The sequence below is a fragment of the Serratia sp. NPDC087055 genome (assembly GCF_044900985.1).
In the GTDB taxonomy this organism is placed as follows: domain Bacteria; phylum Pseudomonadota; class Gammaproteobacteria; order Enterobacterales; family Enterobacteriaceae; genus Serratia.
This window is the reverse complement of the sequence record NZ_JBJDOG010000001.1, coordinates 261,669-276,489: the sequence shown is the minus strand read 5'-3', so window position 1 is coordinate 276,489 and position 14,821 is coordinate 261,669. Positions and strand designations below refer to the sequence as shown.

14 protein-coding genes, 3 tRNA genes and 1 other RNA gene are annotated in these 14,821 nt (G+C 51.3%); 9 read left to right on the top strand and 9 right to left on the bottom strand.

Features of this window, described 5'->3' with window-relative positions; genetic code table 11:
- Positions 1-449: 449 nt before the first annotated feature.
- Together ACI2J2_RS01255 and rsuA are read right to left on the bottom strand one after the other, a co-directional pair.
- On the bottom strand, positions 450-1,658 hold the full coding sequence (locus ACI2J2_RS01255; RefSeq protein WP_037420858.1) for a Bcr/CflA family multidrug efflux MFS transporter: 1,209 nt from the start codon (positions 1,656-1,658) through the stop codon (positions 450-452).
- A gap of 39 nt (positions 1,659-1,697) precedes the next feature.
- Positions 1,698-2,411, bottom strand: coding sequence for a 16S rRNA pseudouridine(516) synthase RsuA (gene rsuA / locus ACI2J2_RS01250; RefSeq protein WP_209636098.1), 714 nt, complete (start codon positions 2,409-2,411; stop codon positions 1,698-1,700).
- Between the two features lie 308 nt (positions 2,412-2,719).
- On the opposite strand from rsuA, the gene ACI2J2_RS01245 reads away from it, so the two are divergent.
- A complete protein-coding gene (locus ACI2J2_RS01245; protein ID WP_404759240.1) occupies positions 2,720-4,477 on the top strand; it encodes a DEAD/DEAH box helicase in 1,758 nt (585 codons plus the stop codon).
- Between the two features lie 206 nt (positions 4,478-4,683).
- Positions 4,684-4,968 (top strand): 50S ribosomal protein L25, encoded by a 285-nt coding sequence (rplY, locus tag ACI2J2_RS01240; RefSeq protein WP_020827785.1) that lies wholly within the window; start codon positions 4,684-4,686, stop codon positions 4,966-4,968.
- Between the two features lie 84 nt (positions 4,969-5,052).
- Here the strand turns inward: rplY and yejK are convergent, their stop codons facing one another.
- On the bottom strand, positions 5,053-6,063 hold the full coding sequence (gene yejK, locus ACI2J2_RS01235; protein ID WP_404759239.1) for a nucleoid-associated protein YejK: 1,011 nt from the start codon (positions 6,061-6,063) through the stop codon (positions 5,053-5,055).
- 357 nt (positions 6,064-6,420) lie between these two features.
- Here yejK and ACI2J2_RS01230 point away from each other — a divergent pair, with 357 nt between their 5' ends.
- From ACI2J2_RS01230 to ACI2J2_RS01210, 5 genes are all read left to right on the top strand, one after another.
- A complete protein-coding gene (locus ACI2J2_RS01230; RefSeq protein ID WP_006317912.1) occupies positions 6,421-6,648 on the top strand; it encodes a YejL family protein in 228 nt (75 codons plus the stop codon).
- A 9-nt stretch (positions 6,649-6,657) separates the two neighbouring features.
- Entirely contained in the window at positions 6,658-8,439 is a 1,782-nt protein-coding gene (gene yejM, locus ACI2J2_RS01225) for an LPS biosynthesis-modulating metalloenzyme YejM (protein ID WP_209636104.1), read from the top strand.
- 78 nt (positions 8,440-8,517) lie between these two features.
- Positions 8,518-8,594, top strand: a tRNA-Pro gene (locus ACI2J2_RS01220).
- A gap of 4 nt (positions 8,595-8,598) precedes the next feature.
- Positions 8,599-8,728: non-coding RNA, RtT sRNA (locus ACI2J2_RS01215), on the top strand.
- A 211-nt stretch (positions 8,729-8,939) separates the two neighbouring features.
- Positions 8,940-10,103: an acyltransferase family protein gene (locus ACI2J2_RS01210; RefSeq protein ID WP_404759238.1), complete on the top strand. Its 1,164-nt coding sequence runs from the start codon at positions 8,940-8,942 to the stop codon at positions 10,101-10,103.
- Positions 10,104-10,391: 288 nt separating this feature from the next.
- On the opposite strand, the gene ACI2J2_RS01205 is transcribed toward ACI2J2_RS01210, so the two are convergent.
- The 4 genes from ACI2J2_RS01205 to blaSPR form a co-directional block, all read right to left on the bottom strand.
- Positions 10,392-10,467, bottom strand: a tRNA-Thr gene (locus ACI2J2_RS01205).
- 6 nt (positions 10,468-10,473) lie between these two features.
- Positions 10,474-10,561, bottom strand: a tRNA-Ser gene (locus ACI2J2_RS01200).
- Between the two features lie 156 nt (positions 10,562-10,717).
- Positions 10,718-11,047: an osmotically-inducible lipoprotein OsmE gene (osmE, locus tag ACI2J2_RS01195; RefSeq protein ID WP_037420878.1), complete on the bottom strand. Its 330-nt coding sequence runs from the start codon at positions 11,045-11,047 to the stop codon at positions 10,718-10,720.
- A gap of 202 nt (positions 11,048-11,249) precedes the next feature.
- The gene (blaSPR, locus tag ACI2J2_RS01190; RefSeq protein ID WP_404759237.1) at positions 11,250-12,146 is read right to left on the bottom strand and encodes an SPR family subclass B3 metallo-beta-lactamase; all 897 of its coding nucleotides are present in this window, start codon (positions 12,144-12,146) and stop codon (positions 11,250-11,252) included.
- Between the two features lie 79 nt (positions 12,147-12,225).
- Here blaSPR and ACI2J2_RS01185 point away from each other — a divergent pair, with 79 nt between their 5' ends.
- A complete protein-coding gene (locus tag ACI2J2_RS01185) occupies positions 12,226-13,128 on the top strand; it encodes a LysR family transcriptional regulator (RefSeq protein ID WP_404759236.1) in 903 nt (300 codons plus the stop codon).
- Positions 13,129-13,134: 6 nt separating this feature from the next.
- On the opposite strand, the gene ACI2J2_RS01180 is transcribed toward ACI2J2_RS01185, so the two are convergent.
- Positions 13,135-13,602: a DUF1348 family protein gene (locus ACI2J2_RS01180; protein ID WP_404759235.1), complete on the bottom strand. Its 468-nt coding sequence runs from the start codon at positions 13,600-13,602 to the stop codon at positions 13,135-13,137.
- A gap of 112 nt (positions 13,603-13,714) precedes the next feature.
- Here ACI2J2_RS01180 and ACI2J2_RS01175 point away from each other — a divergent pair, with 112 nt between their 5' ends.
- Positions 13,715-14,293, top strand: coding sequence for a TetR/AcrR family transcriptional regulator (locus ACI2J2_RS01175; protein ID WP_404759234.1), 579 nt, complete (start codon positions 13,715-13,717; stop codon positions 14,291-14,293).
- On the opposite strand, the gene ACI2J2_RS01170 is transcribed toward ACI2J2_RS01175, so the two are convergent.
- The gene (locus ACI2J2_RS01170) at positions 14,287-14,703 is read right to left on the bottom strand and encodes a VOC family protein (RefSeq protein ID WP_209638993.1); all 417 of its coding nucleotides are present in this window, start codon (positions 14,701-14,703) and stop codon (positions 14,287-14,289) included. The two genes, ACI2J2_RS01175 and ACI2J2_RS01170, sit on opposite strands and share 7 nt — an antisense overlap.
- Between the last annotated feature and the right edge of the window lie 118 nt (positions 14,704-14,821).

Below are 14,821 nucleotides of genomic sequence, written 5' to 3'. Positions count from 1 at the left end.
TTTTCATGCGCCGTGCGGTGTCGTTTCACGGCATTTTGCGACTCAGCTCGCATTTTTGCGTTATATGTAACCCTTTCCCGTCCCGATCACAACTCTTTTTTCTTGCAATACGGCTACTTTTTGCTCTTTATAATTTTACATTGCAGAAACATTTAACCTCGAACATCAGAAGGTCACAATGAGATAACTAATTGATTATCATTATCGTTAAATCAAATTAAGCGTAATTTCCAGACAAAACATACCGCGTTACACCCTGCGGTTCTCCGGCATAGAACGAGCCTTATTTTTAACAAAAAAAACACAGCCCTCTCAGCGCACATTTAATTAGCACGCTGATGCTTAGCAGCCAGTTTTTTTGCCATTGGATATTTGAGAAGGGAGAGGACGGAAAGTTTACCCCACTCAAGCCCACATTTGTTGAGACCTTGAGTGGGGGTATAATCACATTACGGGGTAGCAGGCGAGGCTTTATGCCGTGGTCGGCTGGCATACAAATAGAACAGCACGGCAACGATACTGCACAACGCCATGGAGGAAACCATTGGCCATGCGCTCTTGCCCGGTGCCATAGCCAACACTGCCCCCACTAGCGCACCGATACTGAAACGCAGCGTCCCGGCCAGTGAAGAGGCCGTGCCCGCCATATGCGGAAAATCATCCAGGATCACCGCCATGGCGTTTGATGAGATCATCGCGATACAGCCCAGATACACCGCAACGCCAATGACCAGCGCCCAGAAACCCAAGCCCACGGCACTCACCGCCAACAACCATAACCCCATCGCCAACTGAACAAACAGCCCCAGGCGGAACATCTTGACCGCCCCCAGTCGCCTGACATTGCGGCTGTTGACCAACGTTGTCAGGAACAAAAACACAATGTTCAACGCAAAATAGTAGCCAAAGTGTTGTGGTGAAACGTTATTCAGTTCGATATACACAAACGGCCCGGCGCTGAGAAACGAGAACATACCGGCAAAGGAGAAGGCGCTGGCAAGCATATAGCTCAACACTCGCTTGTGGCGGAACAATGAACCGAAGTTGCCTAACGTGGTACGCAGATGGAATTTCTGCCGCCGCTCTTTGGGCAGCGTCTCCTTGATGAAGAACGCAACCAACAGCGAGCCGATCAGGGCTGCCGCGCCCATCGTCCAGAAAATCGCATGCCAGCTGAACCACAACAGCAACGCACCGCCGATCATCGGGGCAAGCAGTGGAGCTATGGTCATCACCAGAATGACAAACGACATCATGCGCGAGAACTCATCCTTGGTGAACATATCGCGCATCAGGGCATTAATCACCACGCTGGCCGCCGCAGCCGACAGCCCGTGCAGGAAGCGCAGGTTGATCAGTTGATCGATCGACTGCGCCATCGCACAGGCTCCGCCGGCAATGGCGAAGATCAGCGTTCCCCACAGGATCACCGGTTTGCGGCCAATGCTGTCCGACATCGGTCCGTAGAACAGCTGCCCCAAAGCAAAACCGAGCATATAGGCGCTGAGCGTCATCTGCACGCTACCCGACTCTACGCCGAACTGTTTAGCAATCACCGGCATGCTGGGCAGGTACATGTCGATAGCCAACGGCATCAACATGGACAGCAGGCCCAGAATAAAAATCAAACCGAGGTGAGATGACCGGTTCTGTAGCACGTTCGACGACTCCTTCATCAGCCGTAGTGTAATAATGAATTAATCCTGCAGATGCGGTGCACCCACGCTGGCAATTTCTTCTTCGGTCAATGGACGGTATTCGCCCTCAGCCAAATCGTCATCCATCACGATGGCACCGATACGTTCACGATGCAGCTCGAGAACGCGGTTACCGACCGCCGCAAACATACGTTTAACCTGGTGATAACGCCCTTCGCTGATGGTCAAACGCACCAGTTTGTCTTCAATTTTTTCCAGTTGCGCAGGCCGTGTCAGATCTTTTTCGTTATGCAGCTGCACACCTTCAGCAAATTGCTGCGCAGTATCGTCCGCCAGTGGATGTTCCAGCGTCACCAAATAGGTTTTTTCACAATGGTGCTTTGGCGAGGTAATACGGTGTGACCATTGACCGTCATCGGTCATCAGCACCAAACCGGTGGTATCAATGTCCAGGCGGCCAGCAGCATGAAGCTTATAGGCAACCGGCTCATCGAGAAAATACAGCACCGTCGGGTGATCGGGATCGTCTGTAGAACAGACGTAACCCTGTGGTTTGTTCAGCATAAAGTAACGTGGGCCGTTCTGACGCTGCAGAGGATTACCGTCAAACGCCACTTCCTGCTCCGGCGTCAGCTTAAGTGCGCCGCTCTTCACCACTTCACCGTCCACGGTGACGCGTTTTGCCCGAAGTTCACGCGCTACCAGCGCGCGGCTAACACCTAACTGTTGAGATAAAAACTTGTCCAGTCGCATTGAATCTGCTTTGCCTGTCGTTGTTATGATCGCATTGATCGTATTGCTAAAATATGACACCCGCAGTTGCACCAAATGCAACAGGGCAGGATCGAAGGGGGGGAAACAGCGATTACTGTCACACGAGTATAGCGGCGGAAACGGCCCCCTGACAGAGGTAATTTCCACATGTCTCGCACCGCGAGCGCTCAGAAGGCATAATATAGAAATTATTTGGCCGTCAGGGGAGTAAAATGTCACTGTTTTTTTGGTTTCAGATGTTACAAAACCTGTTCCTGACAGCCCCAATCAATTCAAGGCGTTAATTTATGGCCTTTACTCTACGCCCCTATCAGTTGGAAGCCGTCGAAGCCACCATCAAACATTTCCGCCAGCATCCGCAACCGGCGCTGATCGTGCTGCCAACCGGCGCGGGCAAAAGCCTGGTGATTGCCGAACTGGCGAAACGCGCTCGCGGCCGCGTCTTGGTGCTGGCCCACGTAAAGGAACTCGTGGCACAAAACCACGCTAAATACTGCGCCTATGGGCTGGATGCAGATATCTTTGCTGCCGGGCTACAGCAAAAGGACAGTGCCGGTAAGGTGGTGTTCGGCAGCGTCCAGTCTGTGGCGCGTAACTTGCCGCTGTTCGACGGCGCGTTTTCCCTGCTGATTATCGACGAATGTCACCGCATCAGCGACGATGACGACAGCCAATACCAACAGATTATCCAGCATCTGCAAAAAACCAATCCGCAGTTACGCCTGCTGGGCCTGACTGCAACCCCTTACCGGCTGGGCAAAGGCTGGATTTATCAGTACCACTATCATGGTATTACTCGCGGCGATGCCAGCAGCCTGTTTCGCGACTGCATTTATGAGTTGCCGCTGCGTTATATGATCAAGAATGGCTATTTGGTCCCGCCGGAACGGTTGGATATGCCCATCGTACAGTATGATTTCAGCCGCCTGGAGGCCAGAAGCAACGGATTGTTCAGTGAAGTTGACCTGAACCGTGAGCTAAAACAACAAAATCGCATCACGCCACACATCATCAGCCAGATCGTTGAATACGCTGAAACCCGCAAGGGAGTGATGATTTTTGCCTCCACCGTTGAACACGCACGTGAAATTCACGGCTTGCTGCCAGCGGGCGAAGCCGCACTGGTCAGCGCCGAAACCCCTGCCGCCGAGCGTGATGCACTGATTGAGGCGTTCAAACAGCAACAGTTGCGCTATTTGGTCAATGTGGCGGTGTTAACCACCGGTTTTGATGCACCGCACGTCGATCTGATCGCCATCTTGCGCCCGACGGAATCCGTCAGCCTGTATCAACAAATTGTCGGGCGTGGGCTGCGGTTATCACCCGGTAAAGAGGATTGTCTGATCCTCGATTATGCCGGTAATCCACACGATCTGTTCACGCCGGAAGTGGGCGTCAGTAAGCCACACAGTGATAGCCAACCGGTACAGGTGTTCTGTCCCGGCTGCGGTTTCGCCAACCTGTTTTGGGGCAAATGCACCGAGAATGGCGATATCATCGAACACTACGGGCGCCGCTGCCAAGGCTGGCTGGAGGACGATGAAGGCCATCGCGAACAATGCGACTACCGTTTCCGCTTCAAAATTTGCCCACATTGTGGCGCTGAAAACGACATTGCGGCCCGCCGCTGCCACCAGTGCCAAGAGGTGTTAGTCGATCCCGATGATATGCTAAAGGCAGCGCTGAAATTAAAAGATGCTCTGGTGCTACGCTGTGGCGGCATGGAATTGCAAAGCGGTCGCGATGAAAAAGGCGAATGGTTGAAGGCCACCTATTACGACGAAGAGGGCGCCAGCACCGGTGAACGTTTCCGGTTACAGACACCGGCGCAGCGTAAAGCCTTCGAGATGCTGTTCTTACGCCCCCACCAGCGCGCACCGGGGGTGCCGTTCAGTTGGCAAACGGCTGCCGACGTGCTGGCTCAACAAACATTGCTACGCCATCCGGATTTCGTGGTGGCACGCAAGCGCGGGCAATTCTGGCAGGTGCGGGAAAAAGTGTTCGATTATCAAGGCCGCTTCCGCCGTGCCAATGAACTGTATTGATGTTGGTTGCAGGCACATCGGGTAGGTTTCCATTGCCCTGTGGCCGGCTTTCCGTTAAAATGCCGCCCGCTTTGCCTGGGTTCGCCCGGCGCTAAAGCAGGTTAGACCTTACGCATTACAGGCTAGCGTCTGGACGGCAACGGGTAAATCGAACTTGCTACTGGGTCGCCTGTAGCAGGGTAAATTTTCTTTTAAGAGAAAAAACAATGTTCACTATCAATGTAGAAGTACGTAAAGACCAGGGTAAGGGTGCGAGCCGCCGCCTGCGTGCAGCAAATAAATTCCCAGCTATCGTTTACGGTGGCGAAGAAGCTCCAGTTTCCATCGAGCTGGACCATGATTCTGTTAAGAACATGGAAGCCAAAGCAGAATTCTACAGCGAAGCTGTAACTCTGGTTATCGACGGTAAAGAAACCAAAGTTAAAGTTCAGGCTGTACAGCGTCACCCGTTCAAGCCGAAGCTGACCCACATCGACTTCGTTCGCGCGTAATCGCAACGTATTCGAGCTTTTCGGGACGCCGAAGTAAAAAACGCCGCAATTGCGGCGTTTTTTATTGTCTGCGATCCGGCGACATCATTTGTTGCCGCTGTTCAACCGACGTTGTAACTGATCGCGCAGGTTCGGCGGTGTGCCTTTGATCGTCAATGTGTCAGTGGCCGCATCCCAGAAAACGCGCTCACCCAACAACATGGCGTCAAAGTTCATGCTGATACCGCCGCCGCTGCCGGCAAATTTAGTCAACTGGCGCAGCGTACCGCGATCGGCAGGGAAGCTGTCTTCCAACTGATAACCCTGCTCGCTGGAGAACTGCATAAAGTCTTTTTCGCCTACCGGCGCGATCTCTTTCGACAGTTCTTGCAGTTCAATCTCTTCACCCGCCTGCAACTGTTCATTGCAATAGCTGTAAACCTGCTGACGCACCGACTGACGCTCGTTTTTATCCAACTGCGCGTCGGCGCAATAGTCATCAACGGCCTGCAGTAAACCCCGGTTTTGGGCCTTGGTGTCCAACCCTTCAGACGCCGCCAGGAAGTCCATGAAGAAATCGGAGACCTTACGGCCTACGCGCCCTTTCAGGAACGTCAGATAGCGGGTCGATTCTGGATTGGTTTCCCACTCGGTCAGATCGATACGCGCCACGATATCGGCATGATTGATATCCAGATAATGGGTGGTGTTGATATCCAGCTCTTCATTTACACGCGAACTGTTACGGCTGTTCAGCACCGCGATCAGCAAGTACTCCACTGCCAGGTAACGGTACTGGCCGAACAGCACTACGCCACCTTCAGCAAACGGATACTTGGCCAGTTCATCGCTCAGACGGCCCGTCGCCGCACGGCTGAAAGCCAGAAAGTCCTTATCTTCCTTCCGGCAGGTGCGCAGCGCATCCGCCAGCTCACTGCCTTCATTGAACAGGCCATAGGCCTTGCTCTTGGCACTGTAGACACGGTGCAGCTCTTCCATCATCTCTTCCACCGCCGCATTGGTGGGAAGCAGAGAGTCGCGCAGCACTACGTCCAGCGTTTGTTCGTCGCGTTTGACCAACTGGTGCAGAGCGATCTGGTCGATATCCAGACTCATGGTAAATCCTCCTGTTCTTTAGCCGCGTATTCAAACACTGAAGTCCCCGCCCTGCAACTTTTAAGACCGGTAAAAAGGTGAAATTGAAAGGGCAATTTCCCAGGGTATTGGCGCTGCCACAAGACGGAAAAGGTGGGAGTCCTGATGAACGAAGGCCAGTTCGTTGTTGTTGGGCTAAGCCTGATAGGTGCAGATTTGAACGCTGCGTGCAGGGGGAGATCCCTCAGACGATACGAGGAATCCAAAATAGCCGGCACTGCTGATGCACCAAGTATGAAGGGGATCGATAAAAGAGCGGAAAATCACTGCCCTATACGGTAAGATATGGGACTTTGTCAGGCTACGAAGCGCAATTTTATGCCACAATCATCCCGTTACAGTGACGAACACGTTGAACAGCTGCTCTCTGAGCTGGTTAATGTTCTGGAAAAACACCATACTCCCACCGATCTCTCTCTGATGGTGCTGGGCAACATGGTAACTAATCTGATCAACACCAGTGTTGCTCCCGCGCAGCGGAAAACATTGGCAAGATCGTTTGCAGAAGCTCTGCAAGCTTCTATTCGTGAAGATAAAGCGCATTAATAAATAATTATGGTGACAAACCGTCAGCGTTATCGTGAAAAAGTCTCCCAGATGATTAGCTGGGGGCACTGGTTCGCCTTATTCAATATTCTGCTTGCCCTCGGGCTAGGCAGCCGCTACCTGTTTGTCACCGATTGGCCCTCTTCCCTGCTGGGTCGGGTTTATGCCCTGGTCAGCTTACTGGGGCATTTCAGCTTTATCGTTTTCGCTGGCTACCTGTTGGTGATATTCCCGCTCACCTTTGTGGTGATGTCGCAGCGGTTGCTGCGGTTTATTTCCGCCGCGCTGGCCACGACCGGGCTCACGTTACTGCTGGTAGACAGCGAAGTGTTTACGCACTTCCACCTTCACCTTAATCCTGTCGTATGGGAACTGGTGATCAACCCCGACCAGAGTGAGCTCGCGCGTGACTGGCAGCTGATGTTTATCTGCGTGCCCGTTATCTTCCTGGTGGAAATGTTGTTTGGTACCTGGAGCTGGCAAAAGCTGCGCAGCCTGAACCGTCAACGTTTCGGCAAGCCACTGGCCGTGCTGTTCATCAGTGCCTTTTTTGCATCGCACCTGATTTATATTTGGGCTGACGCCAATTTTTATCGCCCGATCACCATGCAGCGTGCCAATCTGCCGCTGTCATACCCAATGACCGCGCGAAAATTCCTTGAGAAACACGGGCTGCTCGATTCGCAAGAATATGAACGCCGCCTGGTACAGCAAGGGAATCCAGAGGCCGTTGCGGTTGAATACCCGCTTAGCGACCTTAGCTATAGCGACAAAGGCAGTGGTTATAACCTGCTGATGATCGTGGTGGATGGCGTACGGGAGCAGGACATGAAGCAGGATATGCCTGCCCTTACCCGTTTCGCACAGGAAAATGTCCGTTTCAGCGATCACTACAGCTCAGGTAATCATGCGGACACCGGTCTGTTTGGCCTGTTCTACGGCATTTCACCAACCTATCTGGACAGCATCCTTGCGTCACGCAAACCCTCAGCGCTGGTCAGTGCGCTCAGCGCCCAAGGGTATCAGTTTGGTTTGTTCTCATCTGATGGCTTCAATGCCAGCCTTTACCGACAGGCGCTGCTGACAGACTTCTCGCTGCCTACACCGATCAAGCAAAACGATGCGGTCACTACGCAGCAGTGGCAAAACTGGCTGACCGACCAGAGCGGCAATGGCCCGTGGTTCTCTTACATCAATTTCCGCGGCGCCGAACCTGCGGCCGATGAGAAAACCCCTGCCCCCGCCGATTTTATTCAGCGTTACCGCGCAGGCGCGCAAGATGTGGACGCACAAATTGCACAGGTCATCAGCACGCTGAAAGAGCGCGGCATGCTGGATAAAACCGTTGTGGTGATTACGGCAGAACACGGCGTTGAGTTTAATGATACCGGCAAAGGCAATTGGGGGGCTGGCAGCAGTTTCAACCAGCAACAGTTACAAGTGCCGTTGATCATCCACTGGCCAGGCACCCCGGCGCAGACCATTAATAAACTGACCGGTCATAACGACGTCATGCGCACCCTGATGCAACGCCTGCTGCACGTGAAAACCGCCCCTAATGACTATTCTCAAGGGGAAGACCTGTTTACCGCGCAGCGCAGGAACAACTGGATTGCCACGGGTGATAACAATCTGTTAGTTATCACCACGCCAACGCAAACCCTGGTGTTGGACAACAATGGCACCTACCGCGCATACGACAAGAATGACAACGAGATAAAAGACGAGAAGCCGCAACTTGCCCTGCTGCTGCAGGTGCTGACCGACGTGAAACGTTTCATCGCCAACTAACCGCTTAAAATACAAGCAGTCAGGCGTATGTACTCTTGCTTTGGCGTTTGGAACAGGTAGTATAATTTTCCATAGTATCGGCATGTAGCGCAGCTTGGTAGCGCACCGTCATGGGGTGTCGGGGGTCGGAGGTTCGAATCCTCTCATGCCGACCAAATTTGAATACCTGTGTTTAAATGGATGTGAACCTTCGAAGGAGGTTTGAACCACGCGCAGTCAGCTCAGTTTGCTTTAGCAACGGCCCAAAGGGGAAGCATCAAAGATGCGTGTAATCCTCTCATACCAACCAAGAAACTTTATGGAAACCAACCATTGCGGTTGGTTTTTTTATGTCGATAAACATTCTCGGTAAAGCGCCCCGCCCTATAGAAGCTATCAAACACATATTCAGATTTACCGCAGTAAATATTCCAAGTGGGCCTGCTATACTATCAAGCTAACAAAAAATTCACCTATAGACGGATCAATGTTAATGAAATACTGTTCAGAAGGGCTTACCAATGCAACCTGCTAAAAAATGGTCACAAGAGTTGGAGGGGTTGCGTGGGTTAGCTTCTCTCTGGGTTGTTTTAGGTCATATTTGTGTTTTAACCAGTTTTCATTTTCCGATACTGTCCGATCCAGCAATCGGTGTTGACCTATTCATTCTGCTCTCTGGCTATCTGATGGCAAAAAATTATGTGGAGCGAAAAGAAAAAGAACCCTGGACTTCAAGTGCCACCTTTAAAAAATTCTGGTTACGTCGTTTTTTCCGTATTGCTCCCCTTTACTATGTATTATTAATTTTAGCCATCGTATTTGGTAGCTATTTCGGTGAGGCACGTGACGTTATCGGTCATTTCTACAGCGAAACCCAAACTAATAGTTCACGTTACAGTGACTCTTCGTTCTTAAACGTATTTACTCATGTGACCTTTATATTTGGTTTTCTACCAAGCTACTCATTTAATACTGTACTGCCTGACTGGAGTATCGGTCTGGAAATGCAGTTTTATTTCCTATTCCCCTTCATTATGTTAGCCGTAATGAAGCTGGGCTTTGTCCGAGCCTGTTTCGCGGTCATTGTTCTTTGCGCACTCGCCAAATACCTAACCCCGAATTACTTTGCAGCTTTTCCAATGCCCTCAATGATTCTGATTAAACTGCACTTGTTCATTGCAGGCATGTTTATTGCTGAGGCCATACGCAGAATGAGTATGTGGTATGTGTTTTTTGCTGTGATTGCGGCCCTTGCAAGCATCGGCATCTATATGCAAAATGATGTGAGGGCATCCCATATACTTGCCCAGGTTGGCATGATCCTTATGATGGCAACCATCCTCTGGCCGCGAAAGGCAGGCAGTAACACTGAAAATACACTACGCTTCCCTCGCTGGCTACTAACAAACAAACTCAGCGTATATATGGGAGATGTTTCCTACTCCGTATATTTACTGCATTTGTTAATCGTTATTCCTGTTGTTGCTTTCCTTCTATCAAACACGAATTTTGCAGAGTTCTCCGCTGTCACCCGCTTTATATTTGCATCTGCCATTATCCTCCCTATAACTTATGGTATAGCGACACTGCTGTATAAATATATCGAAAAACCAGGAATTAAACTGGGTAAGAATGTGATCGCTCGGAGTGAGACAAAAAACAACAGGCCTGTCGTTATAGACTGAAGGGAAGTTAACCGATGTGCCGCCAGAACCCAGTGTTACTTGCTGGGTTTTTTATTACTCCAACTCGCCAAAACAGTTCACTTGAACTATTTTCACTATGTATGTGCAGATAGGCGAGACTTTTAAATCCAAGCAACCATAATCATAATGCATCAAGTTGCAGCTCATGAAAATTTGCCTCTGGCAGTGCTTGTGGGGCTGGCGCGACACGCGTAGAAAACAAAAAACCCCAGTAATCTTTAAGATTATTGGGGTTCGTAGACGTGTTAAACGTCTGTACTGCTTATATGGTGCCGGCTACCGGAGTCGAACTGGTGACCTACTGATTACAAGTCAGTTGCTCTACCTACTGAGCTAAGCCGGCTAAATTTGGCGGAAGGACAGAGATTCGAACTCTGGGAGCTGTTACACTCGACGGTTTTCAAGACCGTTGCCTTAAACCACTCGGCCATCCTTCCAATGGGCGCAGATATTAGCGCTACCGTTATGAAATGTCTATCGTTTCATTCAAAAAAATGCAGAAAAAAGTGCGTTTGGTTAAACTTCGCACCATCAGTGGTTAAAAAATGAAAAACCCCGCATAAACGGGGCTCAATTACTCAACAACACTCAGATTATTTAGGCTGGGAGTCATAGTCTGAACAGGTCTGATACCCTTTGTTCATTACATGGCCCGTGTCGTTGTAGCTGACAAAATAGGTCTGCACTTTGCCGTCACGCGGTGCCACAGCATAAGTATCGCAAGTGCCCTGCGCATGAACCAGGGTAGCCGTGGTTGACGGTGGGCCCGCAATGGCCCGAACTTGCTGCTTGGTCATCCCTACTTTTACGTCGCTGACCACCGGCTCATCAACATAACTGGCGGCACGGTCATACGCAGTACAGCCAGCCAGGATGGAAAATGCCGCCGCTGTGCAAACGGCTAAAACCAGCTTCTTCGTCATAGCTTGTCCTCTTAGAGTGCGTTTATTGTCCCCTAACTCTAGAAGAAGAAAGGCTTTTCGACAAATTTCGCTTTATCTCTCGGTGCGCTTTTCCCATTCGTTAGTGGATAACGCAGCAGGCGACTCCCTAAAACCGCTCGTCAGCTAACGGCGATCGGCCGCCCTTATCGTCCTGGCGTCACGGCCCCCTCAACTGCAGGATTTACATTTCCTTCTGCTGTTTTTGCAACTGCGCCGCAAAGGCTTTTTGTGATTCTCTCACATAGCGTTGCAACCCATGACTGTCGACGAAAGCGTCCAAATCACCGGCCCGCAGACGTGCCATTTTATTTTCCAGATCGAAACGCGTTCCCTTATTGGCGATAAAAATATCCGCCTGCTGTTTGGCAAGCCGGGCAAAGCTACCGCGGATATCCTGCACCAGGTCGGGGTAATTTTTATTGTCGATCAAATAGTAATCCGGCGTTGCCAGGCTGTCGGCATACACCAGCCGGTAGTTTTTCTCCCCTTGCCGCAGCGTGGCCAACCACGAGGTCGCCCCTGGCAGATGGCCTGGCGTCATCAAGGCTGTTAACGTCAAACCGCCCAATGTAATGCTGTCGCCGTCACCGACGATGATATCGGCCTTCACGGGGGGGAAGCTCAACGCATCGCCGAGAGCAAAATCGTGTTTTCCTCCCAGCGCCAGCTGTTTGGCATTTGCGGCACTGGCAACCACTTTCGCCCCACTCCATGCCTTCAACCGCTCGATGCCCCCCGCCTGATCAAGGCGCGCATGGCTGTTAAGGATATAGCGTAGATCCTTAATGTCGAAGCCCAGCGCCTCAATGTGCGCCCTTATCGTAGGCGCACTGGCATCTAATGCAGCGTCGATCAAAATCAGCCCTTCAGGGGTACTCAACAATACGGACGAAAGATTGCGGGTACCGACGTAATAAACATGCGGGAACATTTGAAATGGCGCCACCGGCTGCGCCCACTCTTCAAACAAGGTATACGGCGGTGCGCTGGAAAGCGGCTGTGCAGGATTGAGTTGTGCCTGCACGTTGAAACACAACGTGACAGTCATGGCGGCCAAATAACCCAATTTCTTTTTCATATTCCAATTCTATGGAGGTAAACGGGGCTGAAGTATACTCAGAGCAATATTGAGACGTATTCAATTTATAAGGCCATTAATGAATATCCTACAAATGGACATGAACCTGCTGAAAGTGCTCTATCTTTTGACCACCACGGGCTCCAGCCAAAAAACGGCAGATAAACTGGGTATCAGCACCTCAGCGGTCAGCCACGCGTTAGCCCGCCTGCGCGAAGTACTGGATGAACCGTTATTCCGCAGAGAGGGGCACACTCAAGTACCGACCCTGTTTGCCCTGTCGCTGAAAGAAAAGCTGACGCCGCTCTTCTCTTCACTGGACAATGAACTGTTCGGCCATGTGCAGGACACGCCACGACACTTCACGTTGGTCGCCCCGCCCGCGCTGTACCCGATTTTACTGCCGCTTTTAGCGCAGAAAAGTACGCTCGCCAATGCAGCTATCCGCTGCCAGAATTTTGAGCGCCGTTCATGGCGCAATGAACTGCTGGAAGGCAGTATCGATATGGTCATCGCGGTCGGCGATCATCAACAACGCACCAGCGCACTACGGTATGAACTTATTGGCAGTACGCGTCTGGTGGCGGTATTCGGGCCGCCTTTGCATCAGGCGTTACAGCACAAGAGTGGGTTGAGATTCAGCGAATTAGCGGACTATGCGCACTATTACTGCCACCCGTGGCCACAAGAGGAAAATGAGCTGGACCGCCAGCTAAAACGGCAGGGGCTGCAGCGTAGAATTCAACTCAGCTGCGCCGATTATGCTCAATTACCCCCAGTGCTGCGGACGGCCCCTTTAATGGCTGTCGTTCCACAACCTTGGTTCAGTGCCCAACCGGATAAACAGGGACTGCGAACCCTCCCCATTCAGGACAATCTGGCAGTGGGCCATCTGTTCTCGCATTATCGCCAAGGTGAAATAGAGTGGAAAAAAAGGCTTATATCCACTCTTCATGCAGAACTACGGCCCTACTATCAGTAACAAGGATCAGAAGCCAAACTCGCTCAGGGCCGCAATATCATCTGGACGACGGCCAAGCGGCCAGTGGAATTTGCGGTCCTGCTCGCGGATAGGCATATCGTTGATGCAGGCATGTCGGTTAATCATCAAGCCTTCTGGATTAAACTCCCAGTTCTCGTTGCCAAAACTGCGGTACCAGTTACCGGAGTCATCACGCCATTCATAAGCAAAACGGACCGCAATACGCGCCTCATCAAATGCCCAAAGCTCTTTAATTAACCGATACTCCAACTCTTTCGCCCATTTCCGTTGTAAGAATGCACACACGGCGTCCCGGCCATCAACGAACTCAGCCCGGTTGCGCCAGTGGGTGTCGACAGAATAGACCTGCGAAACCCGTTCAGGATCGCGGCTGTTCCAGGCATCCTCAGCCAAACGGACTTTCTCAATTGCCGACTCACGGGTAAACGGGGGTAACGGGGGTTTAATGCTCATCACTCACCTCTTGGGTTTTAATAATGTAGACAAGTCTGTCTACACAAATAAGCTAGCGCATGTAGACAGACTTGTCTACAATCGCTGTGACCAATATTTCTGGAGATGTTTGATGTCTGTTGTCAGCAACACTCTACCGCCGCGCCAGCGTATTCTGCTGACAGCCCATGATTTGTTTTACCGTGAAGGGATACGTGCGACAGGTATCGATCGCATTATTAGCGAGTCAGGCGTGGCCAAGGTCACGTTTTATCGTCACTTCCCTAGCAAGAATGAGCTGATTGAAGCGTTCCTGGCTTATCGCCATGCGCAATGGTTAACTTGGTTCAGCGCATCGCTAGAGAAACATGTCGCGCAACGTGGGGATGTTCTCCTCGCTTTAGTGCCCTGTTTTGAAGAGTGGTTTAACGATCCACAGTATCGCGGCTGTGCGTTTATCAATACGGCGGTCGAACTGGCAGATATGCTGCCTGAAAGCCTGAACATCGCGCACCGGCACAAGAAACAGATGTCTGAAGAGATTGCCCGCCATCTCCCCGCTGGCCCAGAACGGGAACAACGGGCAGAGATGCTGGCGATGTTGATTGACGGCGCGATCGTTAAAGTACAGATTGAGCAGCAGGCACAACATGCACTGCAGCTGCTGGAAGAAATGTTGAAGACGCTAGCCGCAGCCTGGAACACTCAGTAGTTGGCCCAGATCCCCGGCGTAACCAGCTCCAACAGATGATTGTCGGGATCACGGAAATAGATACTCTCTCCACCGTGTTCCCAACTCATGCGCCCTTCTATCTCTATGCCATGCGCCGTTAGGTGTTGCTCCCAATGCGGCAACTGCTCTTTCGTCACCGCAAGTCCAATATGCAGCGGTCCATTGCCATCATGTGGGGGAATATACCCTTCAGGATAATGTGCCCCCTTTACCGAATCTCCTTCAATAAACAACAGCAACACGCTTTGCTGGCCCACGTTGTAGGCGCGGAAGCGCGCGTTGGCGACCATAACCGGCAACGCTAATATTTGCTGATAGAAAGCGGCGGCGCGCTCGATATCTTTGACATACAACACCGTTTCAATCACCCGCTCAATATTGAGTTTCATACTAACCTCCTGATTTATCTAGATGAAGGAAGTGTAGGTAAACGGCAGAACGTCAAAATGGCAATCCGTGCCACAGTTATGTCAATTCGTGCCAAATCACAGGCAAAAAAAACGCGGC

Bases quoted from the DNA above. Each gene is read 5' to 3' on its own strand.
- rsuA (WP_209636098.1), bottom strand. From the start codon at position 2,411: ATGCGACTGGACAAGTTTTTATCTCAACAGTTAGGTGTTAGCCGCGCG.
- ACI2J2_RS01245 (WP_404759240.1), top strand. From the start codon at position 2,720: ATGGCCTTTACTCTACGCCCCTATCAGTTGGAAGCCGTCGAAGCCACC.
- rplY (WP_020827785.1), top strand. From the start codon at position 4,684: ATGTTCACTATCAATGTAGAAGTACGTAAAGACCAGGGTAAGGGTGCG.
- yejK (WP_404759239.1), bottom strand. From the start codon at position 6,063: ATGAGTCTGGATATCGACCAGATCGCTCTGCACCAGTTGGTCAAACGC.
- ACI2J2_RS01230 (WP_006317912.1), top strand. From the start codon at position 6,421: ATGCCACAATCATCCCGTTACAGTGACGAACACGTTGAACAGCTGCTC.
- yejM (WP_209636104.1), top strand. From the start codon at position 6,658: ATGGTGACAAACCGTCAGCGTTATCGTGAAAAAGTCTCCCAGATGATT.
- ACI2J2_RS01210 (WP_404759238.1), top strand. From the start codon at position 8,940: ATGCAACCTGCTAAAAAATGGTCACAAGAGTTGGAGGGGTTGCGTGGG.
- osmE (WP_037420878.1), bottom strand. From the start codon at position 11,047: ATGACGAAGAAGCTGGTTTTAGCCGTTTGCACAGCGGCGGCATTTTCC.
- blaSPR (WP_404759237.1), bottom strand. From the start codon at position 12,146: ATGAAAAAGAAATTGGGTTATTTGGCCGCCATGACTGTCACGTTGTGT.
- ACI2J2_RS01185 (WP_404759236.1), top strand. From the start codon at position 12,226: ATGAATATCCTACAAATGGACATGAACCTGCTGAAAGTGCTCTATCTT.
- ACI2J2_RS01180 (WP_404759235.1), bottom strand. From the start codon at position 13,602: ATGAGCATTAAACCCCCGTTACCCCCGTTTACCCGTGAGTCGGCAATT.
- ACI2J2_RS01175 (WP_404759234.1), top strand. From the start codon at position 13,715: ATGTCTGTTGTCAGCAACACTCTACCGCCGCGCCAGCGTATTCTGCTG.
- ACI2J2_RS01170 (WP_209638993.1), bottom strand. From the start codon at position 14,703: ATGAAACTCAATATTGAGCGGGTGATTGAAACGGTGTTGTATGTCAAA.